Raw genomic sequence first — 26,846 nt, 5'->3', positions numbered from 1 at the left:
TTCCCGACTGGAACGATTAGACGGTCACCTGCGGGCTTTTCGTTACGTCAAATCCGCGCCTCAGCGCAATGACAGGGTTACGCCTCGCTTATTACCAGTACCAGCAAAAACTGGAGTGAAAATAACGCGCGTTATCGTAACCTTAGAACTCTATATTTATCATTCAAAAACAGTAACTTCACCTCTGAATACAGTTCGCCTATGCTGGCAGCTTATTACGTTCCGCATCAGAAGGATCTGTTATGTTTGTTGTGCCCGCATCCTACAGTGCAGAGGCTGTTCAGTGCCTTTATGAAGTCATTGGCATACTCAATCTGAACGGCGTTCGCTGCCACATTATCTTTGACAGTCAGGCCTCCCGCGCCGCGGTGATCGAGGCGGACGCGACAGAGGAACATGGCGAAATGCGCCATCCTGTGCTGGCCGTGCTGGAAATGGAGCGCGTAACGAGTATCAACACCATATTGCGCATCAAATCGTTCTGGACCGATTCAGACGGGGCTCACCCTGAGGTGGAACCCGGCAGCCTGGCGAAAGCACTCTATAAGGCGCTGACCACTAAGAAACATATTACGCTGGTGGGATTGTGATGCATGCTTTAGCCCGCGCAGTGCGGGCTTAAGAGATTAACCGGCATTATCAGCAGAGAACTTTTGGTAATTCTCAGGCGTAATCAGCTTATAAGGCACCCAGTTAAGCGTCTCAACTTTCTTCTTATCCAGCAGCGCGTTGGTCACCTGGACTGCACCGGTGGCCTGGCCTCTGGCATCCTGAAAAATAGTCAGCGCCATCTTGCCGTTTTTAATGAACTGCTGACCGTCCGGTGTTCCGTCGATACCGGCCACAAGAATTTTTTCATTCTTCGCCTGGCTTAACGCCATGATGGCACCGATTGCCATCTCATCGTTATTAGCGGCGATGGCATCAATCGGACGCTGATTCAGCAGCCAGCCTGATACGACATCTACCGCTTCATTGCGCTGCCATTTCGCCGTCTGCTTCTCAATGACTTTCATATTCTTATATTTGCTGATAACGGCTTCCACAGCACGCGTGCGCTCACGTGCCTCTTCATTCGACAGCGCCCCCATCAGAATGGCCACATTGCCTTTATAGTTCATTTTTTTTGCCAGCGCTTCCATCTGCATTTCACCACCCAGCGCCGAATCAGAGCCGACGTACGCCATGTTTTCGGGCAATTTCACTTCCGGTTTCCGGTTCACAAAAACCAGCGGAATACCGGCCTTTTTTGCAGCGTTGATCATCGGCAAGACGCCCTGAGTATCGACCGGATTAAGAATAATGGCGTCTACGCCCTGGTTGATAAAGTCATCTACCTGCTGCACCTGCAGCGCGACATCACCTTTCGCATCGACAAACTGGCTGTTGAGCTGGCTGGCTTTCAGCTCCTGTTGCATGCGGGTGCGAAGAATAGAGACAAAGTTAAGATCGAAGTTAGCCAGCGCGACGCCAACGGTGAGGGTTTTGGCGTTGACACCCACACTAAACAGCAGGGCGCACAGGCAAAGGAAAAGGTTTCTGATAATCATATTGTGTTCCTGTCGGGTTGAGGTTGTTATTGTTTTCTTTATTTTGCGTCGGGCAACAGGCAAATACCCGACGCACTGCGCTTACAACGTAAAGTGATCGCGGAACTGCTGGATAGCCGCTGTGCTATCGCCACTGGCCCAGCCTTCCATGGCCACCGTGCCGCTGTAGTCCATCTCCTGTAGCGTCCGGGCGATTGCACGATAATTGATCTCACCGGTGCCCGGCTGCTGGCGGCCGGGTACATCGGCAACCTGGATCTCTCCGATAGCGGAACCGCAGCGCCGCAGCAGTTCAATCAGATTGCCTTCGCCAATTTGTGCGTGGTAGAGATCCAGATTCATCTTCAGCGCCGGGCTGTTGACCGCTTCGACCAGCGCCAGCGTCTCAGACGCCAGGGCAAAGGGTGTGCCTGGATGATCGACTGGCAGATTAAGGTTTTCGAGGGTGAAAACCCGTCCGGCGCGTTCGCCGAGAAGCGCAACCTGCCGCAACGTATCGGCGGCCTTCAGCCACATTGCGCCCGTGACCGTTGTCACGGGTTTTACCGGCAGACCGCGATCGTCAAGCCCGGTGCCATGCAGATTCAGAACCGGACAGCCGAGACGTGCAGCTACAGCCAGCGACGCTTCAGCACTTTGCAGCAGCTGCTGGATTTCCGTCTCATCCGTCAGATTACCGCTCAGATAACCGGTCATAGAGGTAAAGCGCGCACCGGTCGCGACCAGCGCATCGATATCCTTGCTGGCCCATCCCCAGATTTCGACGCCAAAACCCAGTTCATGAATGCGTTTTACGCGCTCAACAAACGGTAGTTCCAGAAATACCATTTCAGCGCATACGGAAAGTTGATAACCGGCCATCAGCGAACTCCCAGCTTAACGGGCAGGTTGCGCTGCACAGATTCGATACAGGCCAGCGCGATTTCCAGCGCGTTTCGCGCGTCTTCGCCGGTGGCGCGAGGCGTTTCACCGCTGCGGATACAGCGGGCAAACTCACTCATTTCTGCTACGTACGCTTCGCGCAGCAGATCTGAATCCAGTCGTGACGTATCCACTGCAATCCCGCTGGCGGTGTAACGCACGCAGTGATTGGCATTGATGTGGCCCGCCTGAAGCATGCCTTTACTGCCAAAGACCTCGCCACGCACGTCGTAGCCATACACCGCCTGAAAGTTTGCCTCAGCAATCGCGATGGCGCCGTTATCAAAGCGAATAGTGACAACCGAGGTATCCAGCAGACCTTTATCTTTGAAATCTGGCCGCACCAGTGCATCGGCCAGTGCATAGACTTCAACCGGCTTCGCGCCGTGATTGAAGTGCAGCAGGGTGTCAAAATCGTGAATGAGGGTTTCAAGGAAAATTGTCCACTGCGGAATCGGGGCGGGATCGTTCAGGCCTGGGTCACGGGTTACCGATCGGCTGAGCTGCGTCGCCCCATTCTCGCCATTTTTCACCGCCGCAATCGCCGCCGCAAAGCCGGAATCAAAGCGGCGATTAAAGCCTACCTGTAACACAACGCCTGCCTGTTTTGCCGCCGCGATAGCGCGATCGGCCTCCTCCAGCGTCACAGCCATTGGCTTTTCACAGAAGACATGTTTGCCGGCTTTCGCCGCAGCCATCACCCACTCAGCATGCGTCCGGGCAGGAGCCGCAATCGCAATGGCGTCAATTTCATCATCCTGCAACAGCGCATGCAGATCGCTGTACGCTTTGCTGACCCCAAGCCGGCTGGCGAGCTTTTCCGCCGCGCCAGGGAACGGATCGGCCACGGCTGCCAGGGTGGCACCAGGCACGCGCCAGGCGAGATTTTCAGCATGGAAACTGCCCATGCGGCCTGCGCCAATTAAACCCACACGCACTGTTTGATGGTTCATAAAAACTCCTTATTATTTCGCTTTAGCCCAGGCGGGCGAGGACTGGTGTTGATCAGATCGTTGCGCATCAGCGGCGAAACGACGGGATTTGGAGAGCATCAGTGGCTCAATATGCTCAAGTGAAACGCCCCGGGTTTCCGGTAAAAAGCGGCGGACAAACCAGAACGCGATAAGCGATCCCACCGCACACAGCATTAGCGGGAAGGCACCATGGAAGTGTTCCATCAGCACCCGGCTGCGGTTCATCATCGGGAAGCTTTGGGTAACGATAAAATTCGCGACGTACATTGAGGCAAACGCAAAGCCCATCGCCACGGCACGAATACGATTAGGAAAGATTTCAGAGATCAGCAGCCAGGCACCCAGGCTCCAGGAAAGGCCAAATATCAGTACGAAGGCTATCAGCCCAATCACTGGCAGCAATCCACCAGCATCGGCGATAAATGCCCAGGCGGTGAAGACCATAGAGAGCGCACATCCCAGTGCCCCCCAGCGCAGCAGCGTCCGGCCCAGACGATCGATAGTACTCAGACAAACGGCCACGCCAGCCAGCAGCGCAAGGCCAAGGAAAATGCTGTGAAACAGGGAAGACTGGGTACTGCCGGTGATGTTTTGTAAGAGTGAGGGCGCGTAATAGAGCAGGATGTTGATACCGGAGATCTGCTGCAAAATGGCAATGGCACAGCCAACCAGCAGAATATAGCGTGCCCGCGCGTCCCGCAGGATGCCGCGCTGGCTGGTACTGGCATTATCATGCTGACCCGATGTCAGGATCTCCTGTAACAGTCGCTCGGCGTGCTGCGCATTCGAAAGACGGGTCAGCACGTCGAGAGCGCGATCTTTTTTACCGTTCAGCGCCAGCCAGCGCGGCGACTCCGGCATAAATGGCACCAGCAGCAGGAATAGCGCACAGGGTACCACGCCGGAGGCCAGCATCCAGCGCCAGCCTTCACTGACAATCCACTGATGCGGCATACCGCGTGCTATCAGGTAATTCACGATATAAACCGCCACCTGTCCGCCGACCATCAGCATCTGCTGCAGGCCGAGCATGCGGCCCCGCCAGTCTTTCGGTGAAACTTCCGCGATATAAAGCGGCGTAATCGCAGAGGCCATCCCGACCGCCAGTCCGCCGATCAGTCGCCAGATAACAAAATCTGTCAAAGAACTGGCCAGCGCCGCGCCCACGGCAGAGAGCACAAAGAGTATGGCGGTAACGATCAGTGTCGATTTGCGGCCGATACGATCTGAAATGAAGCCAACGCCCCATGCGCCAGCGATGCAGCCGAGAATGACATTTGATACCGCCCAGCCACTTTCCCATGGCGTTAAATTCAGATGTTCTGTCAGCGGATCGATAACGCCGGAAATCACGGAAGCGTCATAACCCAGAATCACGCCACTGAGTGAGGCAATGGCACAGATAAACAGAATCAGGCGTAAATTATGTTTGCGCATAACAACTTATTTCCCCTGGCTTATTTGATTCACATCACGGCATCAACCATTGCAAAGGAGATGCCAACCAAAATCCGGAAAATTTTGTGAGCATGGGCACGGTATCTGATCACAAATCGGCAACAAAGTTTACATGTCAAATTCACATGTCAATAAAATGGACATTTAACCTGGAGGGAGCGGCCGGTGAATCAGCAACGGTTATTAAGAGATGAGAGCGATGCGATTTTCAGCCTGCCGGACAGAGAGGATGCTGACAGCTGGGACGCGCTGTTGTGGCAAAGCTGGCAGAGCTTTACCCAGGGCGAACAGCCACCCGCGCTGCGACAGAGTATTTTGCATTCATGGCAGCGTTCGCAGCAGTACGGTATTGATCCACACCGCTTTATCTATACCGCCCCGCCGGACAGTGAGCTGACTGCGATTCTTGAGAACAATGCTGAACTGATTCTTGTGGCGCGTAGCATTATGGAAAATTTGCTCGCCTATAATCCGGACGGACACATTAACCTTACTGACGCGCAGGGCGTGACACTGCATTTTTGCGGTGCCGACCTGACACCCGTCGGCAGTATTTTGCGTGAAGAGGTACTGGGCACTAACTGTACCGCGCGCTGCCTGATTGAACAGCGGCTGGTTTACGTGCTGAGCGGTGAGAACTGGAAGTTTGATCTGCGCAAGCGCCGCCGACAGTGCGCGGCGGCACCGGTCCGCGATGACAGCGGCCAGTTAGTTGGTGTGCTGACTCTGACCGCCACGCCGGAGAATTTTAATGCCCACACTCTGGGAACGGTCCAGGCGGCGGCAGAAGCTGTCGGGCAACAGCTGACGCTTCGACGCCTGCTGGCTGAACAGCAGTCCATTCTGGAGACGCTGAATGAGGGCGTCATTGTCTGTGATAAGCAGGGTCGCATCAAAACCCTTAACCGCTATGCACGCCAGATTTTCAGCGGGCTGGATCCACACGACACCCCCATTGACGCACTGCTGCAACCGCAGGGCGGATCGCTGCTGACGATGCCTTTCTGTAATGACCTTGAGCTGCAGTTCAGGCCGGAGGGCCTTGATCCCCTCTCCTGCCTGATATCTTTAATGCCCGCACCGGATGGCGGACGTGTGCTGTCACTGCGTGAAAATCAGCGTATCCGCGCCATTACACGGCGGGTAATGGGCGTGAACGCCAGTTACACCTTTGAGATGATCCGCGGCCACTCGCCGCCCCTGCAGCAGTCGATCCATAAGGCACGCGTCAGCAGCCGTACCGACAGCACCGTGTTACTCAGCGGCGAAAGCGGGACCGGCAAAGAGTTGTTTGCTCAGGCCATTCATAATGCCAGTCCCCGCCAGCATGAAGCATTTATCGCTCTGAACTGCGGCGCAATACCGCGCGATCTGGTGCAAAGCGAACTGTTTGGTTATGCCGATGGCGCCTTCACCGGTTCCCGTCGTGGCGGTTCCGCAGGGAAATTTGAACTGGCTGATGGCGGCACCCTGTTCCTTGATGAGATTGGTGAGATGCCGCTCGAAGCGCAAACCAGCTTATTGCGCGTTTTGCAGGAGAGCGAAGTGCTGCGTATCGGCGCAGCGCAGCCCGTTAAAGTGAATGTGCGTATTATTGTGGCTACCCACTGTAATCTGCCTGAAGCCGTTGAGAAAAACGCATTCCGGCGCGATCTCTATTACCGCCTGAATGTGATTTCGCTGGAGATCCCGCCGCTGCGCGATCGTCGCGAAGATATTCCGGAGCTGGTTAACATCTTTATTCAGGCACTCTGCACGCGTCTGAAGCGTATTCCGCCGGTGGTCGCGCCAGACGCAATGGCATGTCTGCAATCCTGGAACTGGCCGGGAAACGTGCGGGAACTGGAAAATGTGATCGAGCGTGTGGTCAATCTGAGTGAAGGGCTAGAGATTACCCGAACCGATTTGCCCGAATCGCTGCAAAAAGTCTCAATTAATGAGGTTGCCGGGGATATGCCATCCTCACTGCACAACCTGGAGCGCATGCATATTTTACAAATTGTCAGTGAACAACAGGGGAATCTGCGGCAGTCAGCGCAACTGCTGGGGATCTCACGAACGGCGTTATACAACAAGCTGAATGCCTGGAAAATCGACTACCGTGCTTTCAGAAAAAATGTGCCTGATTCGCTGCGACGACCTGAATGATTAGCGGCATAACATCAGAACAGCTGACGTCCGGCGATTAGCAGGGAGCGATGATGCCGTTCCGCTTGCCGCTAAATTAAAAAACCTTACTGTCCGAGTTGCGTGGTGTAATTAGCGGGCACCCAGCGATAAGCGTTACCCTCATGACGAACATGGCCCAGGCCCGGGAAGGCAATATGCGCCGCAGCCACCCAGTAGCCCTGATCTGCAGCCTGTTTCAGTATCCTTTCACGTGTAGTGATAGCCTGCTTCTGATTCACATCAAAATGGATGGCTACTTCAGGATCGGGCATTTGCACCGCTTTAGCATGGATGATATCTCCCCACAACACCAGGGTCTGCCCTTCACTCTCTACGCGATAAAGTACGCTGCCCGGCGTGTGTCCGGCTGTCGACTCTGCACGGATTCCCAACGGTAATGTGGCTGGTGCCATAAACGTTTTAAGCAGGCCAGCATTGATGACCGGGCGAAGCGTCCGTTCAGATTCGGCAAAGGTATGAGCCTGACTCGCCTCTACCCTGCTGACGTTAGCCGGATTAAGCCAGAAATCGACATCCCGTTTATCCACGAAGACTTCGGCCTTTGGAAAAGCAGGCTTACCCGCACGCATGACACCACCTGAATGATCGGCATGAATATGGGTTAAGAGTACGGCATCGATCGACTCTGCCGGATAGCCAGCGGCGGCCAGATTGGTCAGCAGATGTCCGCCATTGTGTCCAAAAAGCTCACCGGCCCCGGTATCGACTAAAATGCGCTGTTTACCATTATCAATAACGAAGGCATTGATTGATGTTTCGGCCTGCGGCGTCATCGAATCTCTGGCCATTGCCTGGTTTAGTTTTTCAGGCGAAATGTTAGTCAGTAATTTATTCAGGGGAACGGTCACCGTGCCGTCCGAAACTGCGGTAATGCGTAATTTCCCCAATGTCATCCGGTAATAACCCGGAGCTTGCTGATCCCGTGCAGAGGTCTGTTCGGCAGCATAGACCGGACTGAACGCGATAAGAGGAGCCACCATCATCATTAAAATTTTCATAAATATCTCTCCATAAAGTTTCATCACAACGTGGTGGGCAGTATCCTTACGCAACCTGTATCACTCAAATTGATTAAACTGATGCTCACTATCAGAGAAAATGATTTTCATCGAATCGACCTGAATTTACTGACGGTGCTATTCGTTCTGAAGCGGGAAGGCAGCGTGTCGCGTGCGGCAGTAAAGCTGCATCTGGGTCAGCCAGCAGTCAGTAATGCACTGGCCCGGTTGCGGCTAATGTTCAGTGATCCACTGTTTGTGCGCACGGCGAAAGGCATGGAGCCTACCCCGCGTGCTGAAGCGCTGCTCGCTGAGCTGGGGCCGTTAATGGCACAGATGCAGAACGTATTGTTTCAGCCAGCATCCTTTACGCCTTCAGAGGCGACGCATGTTTTTCGGCTGGGGATGAGCGACTGGGTTGAACGCTGGCTGATGCCGGAACTGTATGCGCGCATCACACACACCGCTCCCGGCGTGACGCTTCAGGTCACGGCCAGCGATCCCTTCCGGGATGCGGAACTGGTCGCACGTGGAGAGATCGATCTTGCCATTTCAGTGGGCGAGAGCACGCCCGCCACGCTCCAGCGCGAGAAGATGGTGTCACACCGCTTTTGTACGTTATGGCACCCGGAACAGCTTTCGTTACATGCACCGCTGACGCTGGAGGATTACGTGGCACATGATCACCTGCTGGTTTCCTATCGTGGGGCGACCTGGAGCGCCATTGATGATGAGCTTGCGACATCAGGAAAGGCACGTTCGATTCGCTACGTGACGCCGCATTTTTCCTCTTTGCCTCCGTTGCTGGCGCGCACACCCGCGTTAGCCACCGTTCCCGCCGGGCTGGCAGATGACTGGATAGCCCATTACGGTTTATGCTGCAGTCCCGTACCAGTAGCGACTCCCGCGATTGGCCTCTCGCTGCTCTGGCATAAACGGTTTGATAACGATTTGCCACTGCGCTGGCTCAGAGAGGAACTGCGTGGCGTGATGACCGAGCTAACCTGAATAGCTGCCCTGACGGACAGCTAAGGCCTGCTTTGCCAATCACCCGCCCTGAACAAAGTCGAAAGCCGCATTTTGCAGAAATTGAATGACTAACAAGAGGATACACTTTTGTCTGACTACCAGCTTGTTGAAACTGTTCCGTCTGTAGAGGATTTTTGCCGCTTACGTATTATCTCAGGACTGACGCCACGTCCCGCCAGGGCCGTCCGTATGGGACTACCTAACAGCTGTTATGGTGTTCATATCCTCTGGAAGGAAACCGTCATCGGAATGGGGCGTATCGTGGGCGACGGCGCGCTGAATATGGACATTGTCGATGTCGCTGTTGATCCCACGCATCAGGGAAAAGGTCTGGGCCGCATGATAATGGAAACGCTGACAAAGTGGCTCGATCAAAATGCCTGTGATGGTGCTTATGTCAAGTTGATGGCAGATGTCCCGGAGTTGTACGAAAAATTTGGTTTCACGCGCGTCAGCCCTGTGAGTGAAGGTATGGCAAAGATCTGGAAAAACCCCACAACGACATCAATCAGTGACACCCTGGTTTGAAAAGGACCCTGACCTCATATTATTGAGTGCAAATTCAAAGCTCGAATGAATAAGCAGTTAAAATTTTTACCTGCTCCACTCTCTATCAGCGTGATGTTGTTTAACGTCCACACCATCCGTTTTAAATCGCCGTTTTGACCTCTGAAACTCAGTACCTCGCCCGGCTACTGCTCAGGTGCGGAAAAAATGCAGGCGACGGCAAGGCTTCCGGGGCAGCTGGCTCAGCGTTCAGTATGCGCAAAAACGACTCAGCCCAGTGATGGCTGTTGTGCATATGCAGTCCCTTCATCAGACGGGCATGCAGACACCGCCGTTCGTGTAACGGCATCTGCAGGGCGCGATGCACCGCACTGGCCATTGCATCTGGATCGTAGGGATTGACGATAATGGCACCCTCCATCTGCTCGGCTGCACCGGCAAACTGCGAGAGGATAAGCACCCCGGGATTTTTCGGGTCCTGCAGGGCGACATACATTTTGGCCATCAGGCTCATGCCCGCCATCAACGGCGTTACCAGCGCGACGCGTTAGGCACGATAGATACCGGCCTGTTCTTCCCGGCTGTAGGCGTGCGTCAGATAGTTCACCGGATACCAGTTCATTGTGCCATGTACGCCATTAAGCTCCCCACACAGTGCTTCCAGAGTGTGACCGAGTTCTGACGCATCATGTGCGTGCCCGGCTGCCGGAGGCGCCAGCTGCAACAGCGTGATATTTTTCTGATAGCAATCATGTCTTCGCAGCAACACTTCCATCGTGCTGATCCGGTAAGGCAGACCTGAACTCTCATCAAGATGGCCACCGCTTAATAACGTATTTTCTGGCAGGCTTTCGCGGCATTGCATCTCCATATAAGCACAGCTGTTGCTCTCACGCAGAGACTGGACATCGTCAAGGTCAATCCCGACAGGAAACACACCCACTCTGATAATCCGGCCATGAACACGAAAGCTTTGTGCCTCCAGCCACTCTATTCGGAATTCACTCTCCAGCCAGACGAGGAAGTTATTCATGTCCTGCACGGTCTGAAAGCCAATCAGGTCACAACACAGTAATGAGTCAGTGAACCAGCGCCATTCGGGAATAGTTTCAAACATTCTGCCGGACGGGAAAGGCTGATGCAGAAAAATACCCACTGAGTTAGTCAGCCCTTCTTCACGAAGATACGTGGCACAGCCAAGCAGGTGATAATCCTGAATCCAGATAACATCGTCGGGTGTGGCATTTTCACAGATGGCACGCGCATAGGCTTTATTGATGTTTTTATATTCCTGATAGCCGCTGGCGGAAAAACGAGCCATGTCCGGACGCTGATGAAAAACAGGCCAGAGCCCTTTGTGAATATAATTGTGGTAACCCTCGTTCAGCTCGCCCGGCGTATAGGGGAAGGTCACGGTTTCATACTGGCCCATCTGCTGCACAGCGTAAGATCTTGACGCATCCTGGGGTATCACTGTGCTTCCACCATCCCAGCTAATCCACACCCCTCCCTGACGGGAAAGCAGTCCGTCATAAACGGCAGTAAGCGTCGATCGTTGACATTGATTATGAGAAACAAGGATAAGGCCTGACATGGTGTGTTCCTTAAGAACCCGCTGCGGAGAGGCACCAGTGCCTGGCAGCGAGCCGCTATTAACAGGAGGTTGGATAATAAACTGGAGAAAACCGCTCATAAGCGTGCACCTGGGTTTAATGCCTGCTGGCGCTTTTTGCGCAAATCGGGTCGTAACCTCCATCGTGCAAGGTCGTCACCCAGACGCCGGGCAGTGAGGGAAAAGCCACAAATCCGTTGCTTTCAAAGAAAACCGGCACGGGCTCACCCATCGCAATAATGCTCCGGCAGCCTCTGGCGCCAGGATGAGACAGACAGCAGTGCAGCAGCCATGAACCCAGGCCGATAAAACGATATTCCGGCGAAATGAACAGATTGCGGATGACCCAGGTCTCCGCCATATCGGTCACAACGCGGGCAAAACCAATCTGCCGGCCATTGCGGTAAAGTCCAAAACAGAGGCTATTGTTCAGCGCCAGAGTCAGAGAGCGGGTATCCGGTATCGATGCGCCCAGCCACTGAGAAATCAGGCGGTAATTCAGCAGTGCCGGATCGGTGCTGGCCTCAATGGCATCTCGGAACCATTTGCGGGGCGACATCAGGCGAAGGCGCTGCTGCTCAGCAAGATCAGCCACTGCAGCATCGCTGCATCCCGGTATGGAATAGGGCTTGTTAATGCATTTCATCCACGACTTCCTTGAACAGAGGCGCATCCGCGCCCGATGCCGTTAATTAAACCGATCGGCCTGTAAAAAAGGCGTAAAAAGAGGCTGATGAAATGTAAAAACGCTGCAAATCACACACCCGATATAGCATCAGCGGGCAGCGATGACGCGAAAAGTCAGTGAGTTGAAGAGAGGAAATCTGCGCGGGTATCAATAAACACGGCGGGCTGGCCCGGATCCATTCGCCCTGAAAGCTGGTTTGATAAGTGAATGGCCGGGTCGATTTATTACAGAAACAGAGAACGTAAAAATCTCTTTTTTAAGTCAGCGCTGAGCGATCATTGTCTGGAATGATACGCCGTTAAAAAATTTGACCTCCCCGACTTTTTTAAATCCCTTTTTCTCATAAAAAGGGACGGCAAAGAGTGAAGACCGTACACTGATTTCTGAACGCAGCACGGGTGTCACCTGCTGCCAGAGTGCCCTCGCTACCCCTTTACGCTGAAATGCCGGATGCACAAAAAGGTATTTCACTAAATTGCCTTCGAAAAGGGTGAGTACGCCTGTCACCTCACCTTTTTCCACGGCAATCAGCCAGAGATAATCATCTGAAACAATCAACGGTTTAAGCGCATCAGGTTTTATGCTCTCGATAAACCATTGCGGACAGGGCTCTATCTCTGAAAAATTACATTGTATCGACACCCTGTGTATCAGCTCACTGATGTTTTCCGTATCAGACGCAGTGGCCTCTCTGATATCCATTTTTTTATCGTTTCCCCCTGATTTAGTGAAGGTAAGAGAAGAGCGGCTTGCCATTCGGATAGCCACACACTCCCCTTTCCCGCTGAATCCCCGCCCCTGAACCTGCGCCATTTAATATCAGAGCAAAGTGACTTTACCCTGGAAAATTACCGGACCGGACGGCCCGCTGAGCGGAGATCCCCCCACCGGCTCCAGACTTACCGCCAGTACCGTCTGATTATCTAACTCGCCAGGCGGTAACCGGAAAACGTTACTGTCGCGATGATTAATCAGTCCCAATGATTGTGGCGGAGCACTGCCCCTGATCAGCCAGAGCTGCAGATTTTTATTCTCTGGTAGCGTGATATTCAGCGCCGAAACCTGAAGGTGTGAAGCTGACTTATCCAGATTCACCACAAACTGTGCATCGGGCTGGGCGCCGCTGAGTACCGCAATCGGCTGCAGGGACGGTGGGGCTTCCGGATTAATCACCTGGTTGTAAATGAGGATGCCCGCCATTGCCGCCGCCAGACCCCAGCCGAGCCAGAAGCCAGGTTGCCTGCGAATTGATGGCGTGCCAGATACGCCAGCGCCAGGGTTAAGATTCTGCTCAATCCGCGGCCAGATCGCAGAAGGCGGGATAACGTTGTGGGTGAGCAGATCAATGCCGCTGAACGCTTTCTGCCAGTTAAGTACCTCCGCGGCAAACACTGAATCGTCATTGAGGCGTTTATCCAGCCGATGACGTGTCGCATCGTCGGTAAGACCAAGCACATATTCCGCCGCGGTGAGATCATGTTGTTCCTGAGCAGTCATAGGCCTATGCACTCCCGAAGATGGATTAACGCGCGACGGATCCAGCTTTTGACCGTACCCTCAGGCTGACTCATGGAGAGCGCAATCTCACTCTGTGACAGGCCACGATAATAGGCGAGCGAAATGCTTTGTCGCTGTTCAGAGGGTAAGTGCGCCATACAGTGCTGAAGGCGACGTGCCTCCGCATGACTCCCATCGGCAGGAAGTGGTGTCTGGAAACCCGCTTCGGCTTCGCTGATATCATCCATGGAACAGCTTCTGTTTTCATGTTTACGCAGGAAATCAATCGCCCGATTTCTGGCGATGTGGCTGAGCCAGATATGCGGTTCACTGCGCTTATCGTCGTAATAATTTGCCGTCTGCCAGATATGGATGAACGTGTCGTGCAGGATCTCTTCCGCCCAGTCCCGGCGTCTGACCATGCGCAGGATGATCCCATAGAGTCGGGGCGACAGGACGCGGTAAAGCTGCTCAAGAGCCGCTTTATCACCGACGGCTATCTGGTTCATTAAGTCGGCCTGAATGTGGGGCACATTTTTTGTCATCGGCTTCCCTGTTAAAGGTGTAGCCACGCATTCAGTGGCCACACTCAGTATAGGTAACGCTTTACGGCATCAGGACGGTATCAATGACGTCAATCACACCGTTGCTCTGGTTCACATCATACGTAGTGATACTGGCAATGTTGCCCTGAGCATCTTTAAGCTGAATGTTGTGCGGGCCGTTCGCCATTACCCACAGTGATTCGCCATTCACCGTTTTCAGCTCGGCTTTGCCGCCACCCGCTTTGATTTTTTTCTCCAGTGCTTTCATGTCCAGTTTTCCTGCGACCACGTGATAGGTCAGGACACTGGTGAGTTTCTGTTTATTTTCTGGTTTCAGCAGGGAGTCGACAGTGCCCTTAGGCAGTTTTTCAAAGGCGGCATTGGTGGGCGCGAAAACGGTAAACGGCCCCTTCCCTTCCAGCGTCGGGACCAGGCCAGCGGCTTTAACGGCAGCCACCAGCGTGGTGTGGTCTTTCGAGTTAACAGCATTCTCAACAATATTTTTCGATGGGTACATGGCGGCTCCGCCGACCATCACCGTGTCGCTGTTCATGGTTGCCGCGTAAGTGGCGCCACTGAAGACTAATGCAGAAAAAATCAGAGTTGGCAGGAATGGTTTCATTTTCACTTCCCTCATTGAGTTAACGGACAGGGCGAGAGCGCCCTTATCTGTTAATACGAATGAGCAGGGAAAACGGATGCAAAAAATTTTAATTTTTTTTAGCTGGGGGATCAGGCTGAGGTGATATGCAATAAGCCCACCGAAGGTGGGCTTAACATAACCAGTCCATACTGCATCAACGTCTGGTTTTCATGCACAGCAGACAGCCATCATTACTGGCAAGCAATAGCTCCCGGCATAGATTTCAATCATTTAAAAAAAACGATGGCCCGCACAGTTCAGATGCTCTCCACCCACGTCTTTCGGCGTGAGCCATGCGCATCAACCTAAATGCGGAAGGCATTCACTGCTTCACGTAAAGAGTTTGCCTGAGCCGAAAGAGACTGCGATGCGGAAGAGGATTCCTCAACCAGCGCAGCGTTATTCTGCGTTACCCCATCCATCTCATTTACCGCAATGCTGACCTGTGAAATGCCCTGCATCTGTTCAGCTGAGGCGAGTGAGATGTTATCCATCGCGACGGCCAGTTTTCCGACCATCGCATTGATATCAAGAATGCTCTTGCCGGTCCCGGTTGCCACGACAACACCACTTTCAACCTGCGCCACAGCCTCTTCAATCAGATGTTTAATATCTCTGGCTGCCGTTGCACTGCGCTGCGCCAGCGTCCTGACTTCACCCGCGACCACGGCGAAACCCCGGCCCTGTTCGCCCGCTCGCGCTGCTTCAACTGCTGCGTTAAGCGCCAGAATGTTGGTCTGAAATGCAATCCCTTCGATAACGGAGGTAATATCCCGGACTTTCACCGCGCTTTTTGAAATATCATTCATCGTCTCTGACATGCGCTGCATATCGTGTTCACCCGAACGCGCCAGCGCAGCGGTTTCGCGGGCCGAATCCGCAGTCTGCTGCGCGCCCGCAGCATTGCTTTTCACTGTAACCGTGAGCTGTTCAATACTGGCGGCGGTTTCCTGCAAAGCGGCGGCCTGCTGCTCTGTACGGGAAGAGAGTTCAGTATTGCCCTGAGAAATTTCATCAGCGGCCATCGCGACCGAAGCGGAAGAGTCTTTGATATGTGAGACCAGGTCACGCAGATTGGACTGCATACTATCCAGCGACGCCATCATGCTGACGGTATCCCCCTGACGAAGGGTGACTTTGGTCGTCAGATCACCCGCCGCAATCGCGGCGGCCAAGCCCTGTGCATGAGAAGGTTCGCCACCCAGCTGAACTTTGAGCCAGCGGGTAATCAGACCACTCATCACAAAGCCCATAACAACGAACAGGGTTGTCAGGCCAGCCAGCGTCATATAGACACCGGAGAGCGCCTGCGTCGACGTTTCCGCCGTTTTACTTGTGACTCTCGCCTGATAATCAACCATCCCATCCACCGCACTGCGGTAAACAGAAAGCGCAGGGATCAGTTCACCACGGAGTTTTTCCGGGAACGGAGTGGCGTTCTGCATAAACAGATTTTTCTCTGCCTGCTGAAGCGGACCCGTTGCGACTTCGATTTTATTTAATTGCGTGGACGCCTCTTCAACTTCAGCGAGATTGATCCCCGGAATATTTTTGGCACCGTTGATCAGTTCCCGGAAATGCGCAGTGGTATTGTCACTGTTGGTCTGCAATGCAAAGAACTGCGTTTTTAGTTTTTCCTCGGCCTGAGGCTGAATGCCTGAAGCCACGGACAGTAAAAGCACCGTTTGTTGAGTTAAGTTGTCTTTGAGCGTCTGAAGAGCCTGAAGATCGCCCAGCCGCGCGCGCGTCAATTCCTGCTGATCGCTGGCCGTATTGAGCTTAAATCCGGCAAAGGCTGTCACAAAAACACCCGTCAAGATGACAGCAAGGAATGATCCAGTGAGCATGACGCTTAATTTCATTTTCTTGTTCCGATACATAGAAGACCTCGACGTCTGATTTATTGGGTTATCACCGACGTTCCGCATCTATGGCTCGCTGGTACTGGATCTGTTATCGGCAGCGGGGGAAAAAAATACAGTAATGAAAGGGGTAAGAAGTGATGACTCCTGGGCGGAGTAAATGGGTAATTCAATGGCGGATGCCATTAAAGCAGAGAGTGTTATTCTCGTGACTTGCCGCCTGAGACAGGGATAAACCCATTCCAGCTTGCGTGAATCGCCATGAGTTTAACAGACCCATCAGCGTCATTTGAGATGACTGACCAGTGAGGTGCCCTCGCGGTGAGAACGGAATCTCAGGCCGCAGATATTTTATTAAGGGTGGCGAACGGCGTAGCCATCAGGTGCATGCGTTTGTATCTGGAGACGAACAGATAATAAGGCCCCTGGCTTTCTGTGATTACCTCAGGGAAAACAGAGATATCGCAGCAACTTATGCTGAGATAAAGCGTGCGGCAGCATCACTCTTTAACAACGATTCTCAACGCTACAGCGCGCTCAAAGCGAACTTTATAGCGCATCATCTACAGCTCGCACTGATTAACCTGGAACGATAGGTGTTTAACAGGACAGGAGATACCCTCCTCACCCCCGTTTTTCGTTCCATTCATCCTGACTCAGGGTAAAGAGCATGCTTGCGGGCGCATTTTCCACATCATAGATATCCCGGATATGCCAGAGGCCGGCATTAATCAGAACCTTTTGTGAAGCCAGATGATTTGCTCTTACGACTGCAGAAATCTCAGCCAGTTTTACTTCTTCGAATCCATAATTCACTGCATAGTTCGCAAATTCCGTCGCCAGTCCTTTCCCCCAGGATTCCGGAGAAAAACGATACCCCAGATTATTGATCGTGATATCGGCAAAGCTTCTGATGCTCAATCCCCCAAAACCGATGATTCTTTCTGGATTATCCCGAAGCGAGATAGCCCAAGTGCCGAAGCCGTTTGATTCCCAGTGACTGACAGAGCGCGATAGCACTTCCCGTGAATGCTGAATATCCGGATGTGGGCCTGCGGGATTAAAGGTGTTCGTCGCAGGATCACCGTAGATCCTGAAAAGATCATCGGCATCGGATGGAGTGACTGGCCGAAGAAACAACCGCATAGTGTCTGGCTGCAAAATAAACGCTCTCAGTTTAAGAAACGAGGGATCCTGTTTTTATATCGGGAACCGGTGCGGGAAACTAGGTAAATTTCTCACCTCATCGGCCTGTTCAGTCAGGCTTGATCTCTTTAATAAGCGCTTCACCCTGATTGTGGATGTTCCCGACTTTGGCTGTAACAGGATGCCAGGTGAAGTCCTTCTCAGGCAGTGCGGCTTCGTATGCAATTTCCTGAGCACGTTCCGGCGTGGTTTCGGCACTGAGCCATTCGCGTACAGCATCCGCACTTAAAACCAGCGGGCGTCGATCATGGATATCAACCATGCCTTTATTGCTCGCTGCCGTTACGATAACAAAACCCTCATGCCCATGATCCTTACCATAAGGCGCTTTGCCGATAGCGGCGAAGAACAGCGGCACTTTCTCTTTGTGGTAGATAAAGTAAGGCTGTTTTTTATCGCCCTCTCGCTTCCATTCATACCAGCCATTGGCAGGAACAATAGCGCGGCCATGCTCCCACAGCGGTTTAAACATGCGTCCTGTCGCCGCCGTTTCACCACGCGCATTGATGAGCGGTTGTTTATCCCACCACTCCGGACCGTAACCCCAGTAAACCGGATCAAAGTGCATTTCATTATCTCGCTCATTGAGCAAGAGCACTTTGGTGCCTGGAGCTACGTTAAAGCGGCCTATGGGCTCCGGGTCATAAGTGATTTCATCGGGCTTCAGCCCCTGGGATTCAAAGTAATCGTCTCTGCTGCTGTACTGCGCAAACCGTCCACACATGGGCACCTCCTCTCATAAGGATAGCGCAGCGTTAAATGAGTTAAATAAATCTAAAAAAATTGTTCTTCTGGCTGAAGATATCGTGATTTTTGACGAGAACATGATTAATGAATATGAAAAAACGGGAGCAGTAATGAAGGGAATTATGTTAAGTCTGGCTATGGCATCACTGATGGCTGCCTCGTTCACAGCTGATGCGCGCGGCCATCGTGGTGGGGGTGGGCATAGAAGCTACAGCCATAATTTTAGTTCAGGTTATTCATCACAAACAACGACACCCAGAATCAAGAAGAGATATTCCAGCGGCAAGCGAACGGCCAGATATGCTACAGCGGGCGCAGCAGGTTACGGCGCATACCAGGCCCATAACTACACGTCATCCTACGTGCGAGAGAAGGCCCGTCAGGCCGTAAGAAAATCCTCAACGAACAACGATGACAGCCAGTATCAAAATCAGTCCCAGGCCCAGCCGGTTAGCCAGAATATGGCGCCGACATGTTCACCCTTATCTATGGCAAGCCAGCCGGGCTATACAAACCTGCCTGTATGCCTGGGCAGTGTTAATTGATTTTCAGGCCTTTTAGCTAAGAAACTACGATGAATTAATATTTTTCAGAAAGATATATTTTACAGAATGCCACTGACCGCACCCCGGAGAGGTCATATTTTAGTGACTTCGTAGCGACACGAACCTTTAATAATATGAGAAATGACTCATGAGCATAGTTTTTATACCTGCCCTCATCCCATTACTGATGAAAATTGAGAATGAGAAAGGAAGCCCGCTTACTGAGCAGGAAGTCAGCAGCATCCGTGATAATGCCACAACTATCGAAGTGCCGCGTGATGTTGCTCTCGCCATGGCTGAATGCCGCGGTTACTTCGATATCAATCCTGAAAATTGCTGGGCTGAATGGAGCTTGTACCGGAGTAAGAGTTTGCTGTCTGTTGCTGACAACGGATAAGTGCATCGCGGTGCACAATTTTAGCAGCCGGTATCTGACGGCATAGCTTCAGAGATCGACATACTGATATCATCAGTTCTGGCTGGCTAATGGGCTACTACACTTAGCCATACCGTGTATAAGCCGGTAGAGTAAAATTTTTTAAATGTGTTGATTATCATGAGCCGCAGAGAGGAAATTCCTGAAGCAGCAGAGCGTTACATGCAACAGAAAGGCTTTTATCAGACATCGGTTAAATGTACTGTCGGCCTGACTTGAAAATATTATAAAAATAAAAAAGCAATTATTCATGCATAATTACATCCCTGATGTTTAACCGTATTTTATGCCATCAATGCTACAGACTTAATATCCATAGCCACCAGAAAAACCCAGTATTTCATCTGCTCAGTCATCAGCTACGTTTTCAGGAAAAAGACAGTGTTTCGGCGCTTTTTCGGCGGGGCTGCCCTACTGTTACCTGGCAATACACACCTTCCTGTTACCTGTAAATTTTTCTGTTCCGATCGAAATGCTTGGCCGTTGGTCATCATTCTGTACCCTGCTTCAGACGCGCAACAATCTCCCCCCTCTTTTCAAATCACGCCGTTGGCGTTAAGCTATATAAAACATATACGTTTCATATAAGGCTAGCATGGGTATCGTAAAAATCTCCGACCTGATGCATGAGAATCTGCGCATTGCCAGTCAGGCGATGAGCCGCTCAATTAATGCACAGGCAGAACACTGGCTAAAACTCGGTATGCTGGCTGAACTCTATCCGCAGCAGACCCAACATCAACTGGCGCAGATGCTAATCCGGCTTGAACTGGAAGGCAGCGCTGATATTCGCAATATGCTCCACAAAGAGAGCCTCACTACACAGGGAGACGTGTCATGAACAGCGTTAAAATTCATACCGCAGCGGAGATTGAGATGGCACGAGCAGCCGGACAGGCTGCGGCTCAGGTGCTGGCGATGATTACACCTCACGTCCGGCCCGGCATCACCACGGAAGAACTGGATGATATCTGTCACGACTTCATTGTGAATGAGCTTAAAGTGACGCCAGCAAACATCGGTTATCACGGTTATACCCGTACTACCTGCACATCGGTCAATCATGTGGTCTGCCACGGCATTCCGGCCAGTAAAAAGCTCAAGGATGGCGATATCGTTAATATCGATGTAGCGATCATCAAAGATGGCTGGTATGGCGATACCAGCCGGATGTACTTTGTCGGCACACCGTCAGTCCGTGCCAAACGTCTGGTGGAGATCACCTATCAGTCGATGGTCGCCGGTATCAAAACCGTCCGTCCTGGCGCGACACTGGGCGATGTAGGCGCGGCTATCCAGCGTGTCGCTGAATCGGCTGGCTTCTCGGTGGTTCGTGAATATTGCGGTCACGGCGTCGGTGAAATTTACCACACCGATCCACAGGTGCTGCACTACGGCACACCGGGCGAAGGGATGCCACTGAAAGCAGGCATGATTTTCACTATCGAACCGATGATTAATGCCGGTAAAGCCGGAACCAGCGTGCTGTCAGATGGCTGGACAGTGGTCACCAAAGATCGCTCGCTCTCGGCGCAATGGGAACATACCGTTGCCGTCACCGATGAGGGTTATGATCTGCTCACGCCCTGGCCTGAAGGCACCGGCGACTACCCGGCGATTTAAACACTCAGCCTGAGACGCCGTCTCAGGCTACCTTCTCTATCGGCCTCTCACTTCACTGAGCGTTTCCAGCGTACCGGCATGCCACACCCGAACATCGTTGCGCCCGGCGCGCTTGACCTGATAAAGCGCCTCATCAGCGCATCTCAGCCATTCATGAATCGACGCCGCATCAGTTGCCGGCGCAATCCCGATACTCACTGAGCACTGAAAGGTGGATGACGCTGGCAGCCGCAACAGGGCAATCCCCTGCCTGATCTGCTCTGCCAGCAGCAGGATGCGGGTTTCATCTGCATCACGCACAATCACACACAATTCATCCCCGCCAAAGCGGGCAGGCACATCTTTCAGACCAACGCTGTCACGCAGCAGTGCCGAAATCTCTGCCAGCAGAAAGTCGCCGGCTTCATGCCCGAAAGTATCGTTAACCTGTTTGAAGTGATCGACATCCAGCAGCATCAGCCAGGCTTTAGCCTCACCTCGTTGCGTACGTAAAAACTCGCTTTCAAGCCGCCGCTCAAACAGACGGCGGTTAGGTATCTTCAGACCGTGATCCATCAGCGCGATGCGTTCCAGCTCCTGGTTCTTCTTTCGCAGACTCAGGGTCAGATTGTGTGATACCACGCTGAGCGCCAGCAGATAAATGCTGGCGAGGGGCAGAGTCAGCCAGACAGTGCGGGTAGAGAAAGTCAGCTGCAAAGGCGCCTTTTCCGCTAACCAGACCATTAAAAAGGTCAAAAGAAAGGCCTGCAGAGCAGACTTCAGCTGAACCCAGCCGCCCGCCGCGTAACGATCGGAGATAAGTACCGCCATGATAATAATCGAGGGAAGCGGACTCAGCGCCATGGTTGCCACCCAGAAGCCGCCGAAAGCGGCATCCAGTGTCAGATTCTTGCGTTCAAAACCCGTGGGGTCGCGCGAACGCACTGCCAGTCGGTAGGCGGCATAGGGCCAGACAAACGCATTCGTAAATAACAGTGCGCAGAGTTCCGGGCTTTTTCCCATTTCCATCAGAACCGACAGAATGGGCAGAAAACAGAGAAAGGTGCCGAGCTGGCGCATCATAAACATGCGGCGCACAAATCGCGTCGAGCGGCGCTTCAGTTGAATATCGTCAGGGGTGTAATAATTCATATGCAGACTGAAGCAGCAACGGGTTATGACAGTTTATCGGCAATTGATAAGTTAATGTAAATTATTTACAGAATATTCTTATTGCTGGTAGTGAATCATAGCTAAAATGGCCGGGGTTGTGCGGACGAGGCGATAACAGTCAGGGGAAAAGATGCCGCGCGCCATGAATACGCGCGGAGGAAGATTATCTGCGACCTTTTACAATTGAGGCCGACCAGTTGAAATCGCTGACTTCACTGGCGGTCAGTGAAGAAGGTTTCTTTTTACGCAGCGGTTTTTTCTTCGCCTTCTCTGCCAGCGCTCTTTCTTTCTCCATTTTAGTGATCATGACGATCTGACGCGCTTCGCTATTGAATTCTTTCTCTTTTTTGCTATCAGGCTCTTTACCGGTTCGTTGACGGTACTTCTCGGCCAGCCCTTTATAGGTTTGCTCGACGGCCAGTCGTTCTTCAGCGTTGAACTGATCAATGGAAATCATCTTTTTATCGTTCATAGCGGCATGTCCTGTGGCGAGTTATTCGGGCAAGTGTACCGCATTTGCGGTTCGTTAACGCAGAGATTGGCATTAATCAGGTGGGCTGCTGAATTCACCCGCTCACGCCGCCCGGTAATTTCTCTGAAACCCGCGCGTTAGCCCTGTAAAAAATAGGGTTATCTCTTAATATAAAACTAATGTTTATCGGGTTTACTGGCAGTGACCACGTACTGCCGAGGGGCTGAAGGAATGATAAAAGAGACCGATCGCCTGTCACAGGCATTATTACGGCGGCATGGGATTGGCGTTAAACAGAAACGTATACACTTTCGTGGCAGGGATCTGCTGTTTCAGCTGCACAATGCCCGCTATGAGGTTTTCAACGGTGATCGCTGCATAGCGACCGTCGATACCAACAATATCCATGAAGCCATCAAACAGTTTAAGGCGCTGGACCATCCTGGGGAGAAATAGCCATGCCAGACTATCGTCTGTTTCAGAAAGCTCAAACAGTCAGAGCCGTGAACACTGAACGGCAGGATCAGCAGGATGCGTTAATGGTCGAAGGCTTTAAGATGGTGTGGGACGTGGTTCATGCCGATAACGCTGATGCCGCCCTGCTGCGCTATCAGCAACTGCGTCATGAAGAGGATAATGCTGCGCAGAATTTCGCAACCGATTCAGTTTTAGGTAGTCTGATAAACCTGATATCCCGCTGAGTCAGTGCGGGGCTGGCGGGATAAAGCCAAAGTTACTGTTAATTCATGCTGTGCTGATTAGAATAAAGAAAATTTCCCGAACACAGGTTTCTGATGAAAATCACCATTCACAAAGAAGATGAGCTGTTTATGCATAACTTCTTTGCTGCACCATGCCACACCCTTGAAACAGACTCACCTCAGGCGCAACAAATTCAGCAATCGCTTCAGCTGGCCATCCAGCAAAAAGGGGCAGAGGCAGATGGCGACTGGAAACGTAGCCTGACTTTTCTGACTCTGTTTCTCTTTTTATATGCTGCGCTGGGTGCCTCGCTGACGCTGGATCTCAGCACCACGGGCACGCCTCATAAGAGTATTGAATATGCGCTGGAAGCGATTCCGGTACTCATTGCCTTCTCCGGCTTCTTCATCTCTATCCTTTATCTGTTCCTGACCCGCGCCAGTGCGCGTAAACAGCGTAACTGGGAAAGAACTATTCTGGTGCTGGAGAAATACTCCATCGGGAATCTGTTTAAAGCGACGCATACCCAGGGTGGTGGGACCAGCAACTACTCCGTACCCAATCTTTCCATTTCGCTCGCGCTGTTTATCTGCCTGACCTGGCTGGTGATTTATAACTATCTGACGTTTACCACCAGCGGGGTGTTTGGCAGTGTCATCTCTCTGTTTATCAGCACCATGGTTTATGTGATTCTGGATATTCAGCTGCTTAAGCCTTTTATCCATGTTGTTGAGAAAGAAGAAGCGGCTAAGAGTGACGCGGATAAAGAGCAGGATTAACTGCACCCCGTAAGCGGCAAAACAGATACCCGGTCAATGAACCGGGTTTTTTTTTGTTTAATCAGAACGATCTTGCTGTAAGACCCCTGCTGCACGGATTTCAATGAGGTGGGTTGTTATGGAAGCCTATTAGTATGTTGTAACTATATGCGGAGCTTTATCCTCTGGGTTCAGCCCGGGTAAAAGTCAGACGGCCCGCTTTGACTGCGGGCCGTATTCATCACCAGTGGGTTTTCTGCATATCGATGACAAAACGATATTTCACATCGCTGGTCAGCATACGTTCAAAGGCAGTTTCGACCTCTTCACCGGTGATCATCTCAACGTCAGCCGTGATGTTGTGCTGACCACAGAAGTCGAGCATCTGCTGCGTCTCCTGAATACTGCCAATCGAGGTGCCACTGATGCTCAGGCGGCGAAACACCATCGGTGTCACATTCGGTGACGGATGGGGTTGATCGGGAATGCCCACCAGCACCAGCTGACCATTGGTTTTCAGCGCACCGAGATAAGGATCGAGGTCGTGTGGTGCAGCGACACAGTCCAGAATGATGTCCAGTGACGCCTGGCAGTCATCCATTTGTGCGGCGTCTCGTGAGATCACCACGTTCTTAGCGCCGAGCCGGCGTGCATCTTCCCCTTTCGCCGGAGAAGTAGTAAACAGGGTAACTTCTGCGCCCAGCGCGCTGGCCAGTTTAACCGCCATATGACCCAGTCCCCCGAGCCCGACCACACCTACACGATCGCCTGCTTTGACGTTAAAATGCTGCAACGGTGACCAGACGGTCACGCCAGCGCATAGCAGCGGTGCCACCGCATTCAGCGCCAGATTGTCGGGCACCGTGACCACAAAGTGCTGGTCGGCGATGACATGCTGGGCATAGCCGCCAAATGTCGTATTGCCGGTGTATTTATCCGTGCCGTTGTAGGTCGGCGTGAAACCCGCCTCACAATATTGCTCTTCCTGCTGCTGACAGAAATGGCATTCACCGCACGAGTCGACCATCACGCCAACGCCAACCGTTTCCCCGGCGGCAAATTTTGTGACGTTGCCCCCCACAGCCACTACGCGTCCGACTATTTCGTGACCGGGAACCAGCGGATAGCGGCTGACGCCCCATTCATTACGGGCCATATGCAGATCGGAGTGACAGACACCGCAGTAAAGAATTTCGATTTTCACATCGTCAGCCTGCAGCTCGCGTAACTCTACCTGGCCTGCCCGCAGCGGCTCGTCAGCCTGGGACGCTATCAGCGCGTTAATTTTCATCTGTTGCCTCTTCTCACCTGGTGGTCGTAAAGAAAGCGGCCCACTATAGACACACGGATCCCCATTTGGTAGTAGTTACCTTTTGGTTACCATCTTGTCTGGGAAGTCACTATGCCGGTCTGGGTTGAAGGAAAACTTTGTTTTTATGCGGATTCACCGCCGCGCCGCCTGCTGGAGCTCTTTTCGGTGAAGTGGAGCACGATGGTGCTGCATGCGCTCTATCACTGGCCGGAAAACCGGGCGCGCACAGGCGAACTGGAGCGCAGCCTGCAGGGTATTTCGAAGAAGATGCTGATTCAGACGCTGCGTGAGCTGGAGCAGCGCGGACTGGTGTCGCGTCAGGTCTGGCAGGTGGTGCCAACAAAAGTGGAATACAGCCTCACCCCGTTGGGACATACCTTCGCCCAGCCAATTGAGCAGATGTATCAGTGGGGTCTGGAGAATCAGGCTGCGCTGGATGAAATGGAGCATCACGCGCGCAGCCATCAGGAGAGTGGCGGATAGGCTTCCGCCAGTTCTCACGCAGTGCAGGCTTAATCGAACGGGAATTCGCGCGCCAGCACGCGGGAAATGACATTCAGCGCGCCTTCATCATTGTTGCTCTGCGTCTGATAGCGCGCCACGGCAGCGACCGAATCAGCAGCATTGGCCATTGAGAAACTGAAGCAGGCCTGACGCAGCATCTCAATATCATTCGCGCTGTCACCCATCGCCAGCACTTCACAATCGCTGATGCCCCATTTTTCCTGCAGCAACGCAATACCATGTGCCTTATGGCAGCCGGGAATAATAAGATCAATAAAGCCAAAACCGCTGGATACCGGATGCATGATGTTTTCCAGCTCACCCAGACTGGAATGCAGTCTTTTCAGCAGTGCATCCACCCCTTCGTGCTCCAGTTTCAGCGAGAATTTGAAAATGGTGTCGTCGATGGCATAGAGGTCATCACGTTTTTCCAGCCGGTGATAGTGGTTTGCAAGCATTGCCATCACTTCGTCAGAGGTGGATGAATGCATATAGGCGCCGTTGCGTCCACAGACCACGACCGCGATGTCAGGTTCATGCGCCAGGATATCGAGGATCTTATGCACTTTCTCCTGCGCTAACTCTCCGCAAAAGATCTCTTCATTACAGTCAGAGACCCATGCGCCATTTTCCGCCACGAAAGCGATCTCATCTTTGATGTCGGGAAAATAGCGCTGCAGCTGGTAATACTGGTTACCACTGGCCACCACAAAACGGATGCCCTTCTGCTTCAGCAGCGCATACTGACGTGAAAACCGCTGAACGTTGTACTGCTTATTGTCGTCCAGAAAGGTGCCGTCCATATCCACCGCAATCATCTTAACCGCCATCTCGCCTGCCCCTCTACGTTCGCCGTTCTGTCCTTTCGGCTGATTGATTTGATTCATAAAGCTTACTCGCTGTGTGGATTAATGA

General features: G+C 52.5%; 30 protein-coding genes and 1 pseudogene. 13 read left to right on the top strand and 18 right to left on the bottom strand.

Annotation, left to right across the window (positions count from 1 at the left end):
- Positions 1-242: 242 nt before the first annotated feature.
- Positions 243-590 carry a hypothetical protein gene (locus AC0T7J_RS10950; protein WP_473794107.1) on the top strand — a complete coding sequence of 116 codons (348 nt, stop codon included), beginning with the start codon at positions 243-245 and terminating at the stop codon, positions 588-590.
- A 36-nt stretch (positions 591-626) separates the two neighbouring features.
- Here AC0T7J_RS10950 and AC0T7J_RS10945 read toward each other — a convergent pair whose 3' ends face one another.
- From AC0T7J_RS10945 to AC0T7J_RS10930, 4 genes are all read right to left on the bottom strand, one after another.
- A complete protein-coding gene (locus AC0T7J_RS10945; protein WP_473794105.1) occupies positions 627-1,550 on the bottom strand; it encodes a substrate-binding domain-containing protein in 924 nt (307 codons plus the stop codon).
- An 81-nt stretch (positions 1,551-1,631) separates the two neighbouring features.
- Positions 1,632-2,411 carry a TIM barrel protein gene (locus AC0T7J_RS10940; protein ID WP_473794104.1) on the bottom strand — a complete coding sequence of 260 codons (780 nt, stop codon included), beginning with the start codon at positions 2,409-2,411 and terminating at the stop codon, positions 1,632-1,634.
- Entirely contained in the window at positions 2,411-3,424 is a 1,014-nt protein-coding gene (locus AC0T7J_RS10935; RefSeq protein WP_473794102.1) for a Gfo/Idh/MocA family oxidoreductase, read from the bottom strand. The genes AC0T7J_RS10940 and AC0T7J_RS10935 overlap by 1 nt, the downstream gene beginning before the upstream one ends.
- A 12-nt stretch (positions 3,425-3,436) precedes the next feature.
- Complete coding sequence (locus AC0T7J_RS10930; RefSeq protein ID WP_473794099.1) at positions 3,437-4,882, bottom strand: sugar porter family MFS transporter; 1,446 nt, start codon at positions 4,880-4,882, stop codon at positions 3,437-3,439.
- 186 nt (positions 4,883-5,068) lie between these two features.
- On the opposite strand from AC0T7J_RS10930, the gene AC0T7J_RS10925 reads away from it, so the two are divergent.
- A complete protein-coding gene (locus AC0T7J_RS10925) occupies positions 5,069-7,051 on the top strand; it encodes a sigma-54-dependent Fis family transcriptional regulator (protein ID WP_473794097.1) in 1,983 nt (660 codons plus the stop codon).
- An 86-nt stretch (positions 7,052-7,137) separates the two neighbouring features.
- Here the strand turns inward: AC0T7J_RS10925 and AC0T7J_RS10920 are convergent, their stop codons facing one another.
- Positions 7,138-8,091 carry an MBL fold metallo-hydrolase gene (locus AC0T7J_RS10920; protein WP_473794095.1) on the bottom strand — a complete coding sequence of 318 codons (954 nt, stop codon included), beginning with the start codon at positions 8,089-8,091 and terminating at the stop codon, positions 7,138-7,140.
- A gap of 81 nt (positions 8,092-8,172) precedes the next feature.
- Here AC0T7J_RS10920 and AC0T7J_RS10915 point away from each other — a divergent pair, with 81 nt between their 5' ends.
- Together AC0T7J_RS10915 and AC0T7J_RS10910 are read left to right on the top strand one after the other, a co-directional pair.
- Positions 8,173-9,099, top strand: a complete 927-nt coding sequence (locus AC0T7J_RS10915) for a LysR family transcriptional regulator (RefSeq protein WP_473794093.1) — start codon at positions 8,173-8,175, stop codon at positions 9,097-9,099.
- 108 nt (positions 9,100-9,207) lie between these two features.
- Entirely contained in the window at positions 9,208-9,648 is a 441-nt protein-coding gene (locus AC0T7J_RS10910; RefSeq protein WP_473794092.1) for a GNAT family N-acetyltransferase, read from the top strand.
- A 148-nt stretch (positions 9,649-9,796) separates the two neighbouring features.
- Here AC0T7J_RS10910 and AC0T7J_RS10905 read toward each other — a convergent pair.
- From AC0T7J_RS10905 to AC0T7J_RS10875, 7 genes and pseudogenes are all read right to left on the bottom strand, one after another.
- Positions 9,797-11,221 (bottom strand): annotated as a pseudogene (locus AC0T7J_RS10905) (alpha,alpha-trehalose-phosphate synthase (UDP-forming)).
- A 115-nt stretch (positions 11,222-11,336) separates the two neighbouring features.
- Complete coding sequence (locus tag AC0T7J_RS10900; RefSeq protein ID WP_473794090.1) at positions 11,337-11,885, bottom strand: GNAT family N-acetyltransferase; 549 nt, start codon at positions 11,883-11,885, stop codon at positions 11,337-11,339.
- 303 nt (positions 11,886-12,188) lie between these two features.
- Positions 12,189-12,695 carry a GNAT family N-acetyltransferase gene (locus tag AC0T7J_RS10895; protein WP_473794088.1) on the bottom strand — a complete coding sequence of 169 codons (507 nt, stop codon included), beginning with the start codon at positions 12,693-12,695 and terminating at the stop codon, positions 12,189-12,191.
- Positions 12,696-12,746: 51 nt separating this feature from the next.
- Positions 12,747-13,424, bottom strand: a complete 678-nt coding sequence (locus tag AC0T7J_RS10890) for an anti-sigma factor (protein ID WP_473794086.1) — start codon at positions 13,422-13,424, stop codon at positions 12,747-12,749.
- Positions 13,421-13,969 carry a sigma-70 family RNA polymerase sigma factor gene (locus AC0T7J_RS10885; RefSeq protein ID WP_473794084.1) on the bottom strand — a complete coding sequence of 183 codons (549 nt, stop codon included), beginning with the start codon at positions 13,967-13,969 and terminating at the stop codon, positions 13,421-13,423. Before AC0T7J_RS10885 ends, AC0T7J_RS10890 begins: the two co-directional genes overlap by 4 nt.
- A 61-nt stretch (positions 13,970-14,030) precedes the next feature.
- On the bottom strand, positions 14,031-14,591 hold the full coding sequence (locus tag AC0T7J_RS10880; protein ID WP_473794082.1) for a fasciclin domain-containing protein: 561 nt from the start codon (positions 14,589-14,591) through the stop codon (positions 14,031-14,033).
- A 326-nt stretch (positions 14,592-14,917) separates the two neighbouring features.
- A complete protein-coding gene (locus AC0T7J_RS10875; protein WP_473794081.1) occupies positions 14,918-16,492 on the bottom strand; it encodes a methyl-accepting chemotaxis protein in 1,575 nt (524 codons plus the stop codon).
- 287 nt (positions 16,493-16,779) lie between these two features.
- On the opposite strand from AC0T7J_RS10875, the gene AC0T7J_RS10870 reads away from it, so the two are divergent.
- Entirely contained in the window at positions 16,780-17,070 is a 291-nt protein-coding gene (locus AC0T7J_RS10870; RefSeq protein WP_473794079.1) for a GrpB family protein, read from the top strand.
- A gap of 28 nt (positions 17,071-17,098) precedes the next feature.
- Here AC0T7J_RS10870 and AC0T7J_RS10865 read toward each other — a convergent pair whose 3' ends face one another.
- On the bottom strand, positions 17,099-17,620 hold the full coding sequence (locus tag AC0T7J_RS10865; protein ID WP_473794078.1) for a GNAT family N-acetyltransferase: 522 nt from the start codon (positions 17,618-17,620) through the stop codon (positions 17,099-17,101).
- A 109-nt stretch (positions 17,621-17,729) separates the two neighbouring features.
- Positions 17,730-18,404: an SOS response-associated peptidase family protein gene (locus AC0T7J_RS10860; protein ID WP_473794076.1), complete on the bottom strand. Its 675-nt coding sequence runs from the start codon at positions 18,402-18,404 to the stop codon at positions 17,730-17,732.
- On the opposite strand from AC0T7J_RS10860, the gene AC0T7J_RS10855 reads away from it, so the two are divergent.
- The 4 genes from AC0T7J_RS10855 to map all read left to right on the top strand — a co-directional run bounded on the left by AC0T7J_RS10855 (position 18,403) and on the right by map (position 21,031).
- Positions 18,403-18,972 (top strand): hypothetical protein, encoded by a 570-nt coding sequence (locus AC0T7J_RS10855; protein WP_473794074.1) that lies wholly within the window; start codon positions 18,403-18,405, stop codon positions 18,970-18,972. The two genes, AC0T7J_RS10860 and AC0T7J_RS10855, sit on opposite strands and share 2 nt — an antisense overlap.
- A gap of 148 nt (positions 18,973-19,120) precedes the next feature.
- A complete protein-coding gene (locus AC0T7J_RS10850; protein ID WP_031591642.1) occupies positions 19,121-19,369 on the top strand; it encodes a hypothetical protein in 249 nt (82 codons plus the stop codon).
- A gap of 634 nt (positions 19,370-20,003) precedes the next feature.
- On the top strand, positions 20,004-20,249 hold the full coding sequence (locus AC0T7J_RS10845) for a ParD-like family protein (protein ID WP_473794072.1): 246 nt from the start codon (positions 20,004-20,006) through the stop codon (positions 20,247-20,249).
- Positions 20,246-21,031, top strand: a complete 786-nt coding sequence (gene map / locus AC0T7J_RS10840; protein ID WP_473794071.1) for a type I methionyl aminopeptidase — start codon at positions 20,246-20,248, stop codon at positions 21,029-21,031. Before AC0T7J_RS10845 ends, map begins: the two co-directional genes overlap by 4 nt.
- 36 nt (positions 21,032-21,067) lie before the next feature.
- Here the strand turns inward: map and AC0T7J_RS10835 are convergent, their stop codons facing one another.
- Both AC0T7J_RS10835 and AC0T7J_RS10830 read right to left on the bottom strand, forming a co-directional pair.
- Positions 21,068-22,162: a diguanylate cyclase gene (locus AC0T7J_RS10835; RefSeq protein WP_473794069.1), complete on the bottom strand. Its 1,095-nt coding sequence runs from the start codon at positions 22,160-22,162 to the stop codon at positions 21,068-21,070.
- A gap of 184 nt (positions 22,163-22,346) precedes the next feature.
- Complete coding sequence (locus AC0T7J_RS10830; RefSeq protein ID WP_473794068.1) at positions 22,347-22,655, bottom strand: hypothetical protein; 309 nt, start codon at positions 22,653-22,655, stop codon at positions 22,347-22,349.
- A gap of 231 nt (positions 22,656-22,886) precedes the next feature.
- Between AC0T7J_RS10830 and AC0T7J_RS10825 the strand changes: the two genes are divergently transcribed.
- The 3 genes from AC0T7J_RS10825 to AC0T7J_RS10815 all read left to right on the top strand — a co-directional run bounded on the left by AC0T7J_RS10825 (position 22,887) and on the right by AC0T7J_RS10815 (position 24,136).
- The gene (locus tag AC0T7J_RS10825; protein ID WP_473794066.1) at positions 22,887-23,111 is read left to right on the top strand and encodes a hypothetical protein; all 225 of its coding nucleotides are present in this window, start codon (positions 22,887-22,889) and stop codon (positions 23,109-23,111) included.
- Positions 23,112-23,113: 2 nt separating this feature from the next.
- Positions 23,114-23,356: a hypothetical protein gene (locus AC0T7J_RS10820; RefSeq protein WP_473794064.1), complete on the top strand. Its 243-nt coding sequence runs from the start codon at positions 23,114-23,116 to the stop codon at positions 23,354-23,356.
- A 93-nt stretch (positions 23,357-23,449) separates the two neighbouring features.
- A complete protein-coding gene (locus AC0T7J_RS10815) occupies positions 23,450-24,136 on the top strand; it encodes a RipA family octameric membrane protein (RefSeq protein WP_473794062.1) in 687 nt (228 codons plus the stop codon).
- Positions 24,137-24,356: 220 nt separating this feature from the next.
- On the opposite strand, the gene AC0T7J_RS10810 is transcribed toward AC0T7J_RS10815, so the two are convergent.
- On the bottom strand, positions 24,357-25,406 hold the full coding sequence (locus AC0T7J_RS10810) for an NAD(P)-dependent alcohol dehydrogenase (protein WP_473794061.1): 1,050 nt from the start codon (positions 25,404-25,406) through the stop codon (positions 24,357-24,359).
- Positions 25,407-25,517: 111 nt separating this feature from the next.
- On the opposite strand from AC0T7J_RS10810, the gene AC0T7J_RS10805 reads away from it, so the two are divergent.
- On the top strand, positions 25,518-25,910 hold the full coding sequence (locus tag AC0T7J_RS10805; RefSeq protein ID WP_473794059.1) for a winged helix-turn-helix transcriptional regulator: 393 nt from the start codon (positions 25,518-25,520) through the stop codon (positions 25,908-25,910).
- 29 nt (positions 25,911-25,939) lie between these two features.
- Here the strand turns inward: AC0T7J_RS10805 and AC0T7J_RS10800 are convergent, their stop codons facing one another.
- Positions 25,940-26,761 carry a Cof-type HAD-IIB family hydrolase gene (locus AC0T7J_RS10800; RefSeq protein ID WP_473794583.1) on the bottom strand — a complete coding sequence of 274 codons (822 nt, stop codon included), beginning with the start codon at positions 26,759-26,761 and terminating at the stop codon, positions 25,940-25,942.
- Positions 26,762-26,846: the final 85 nt, after the last annotated feature.

The sequence above is a fragment of the Pantoea sp. E956-1 genome (assembly GCF_982223955.1).
The sequence above is the reverse complement of the archived record's forward strand: the minus strand, read 5'-3'. Positions and strand labels throughout refer to the sequence as shown.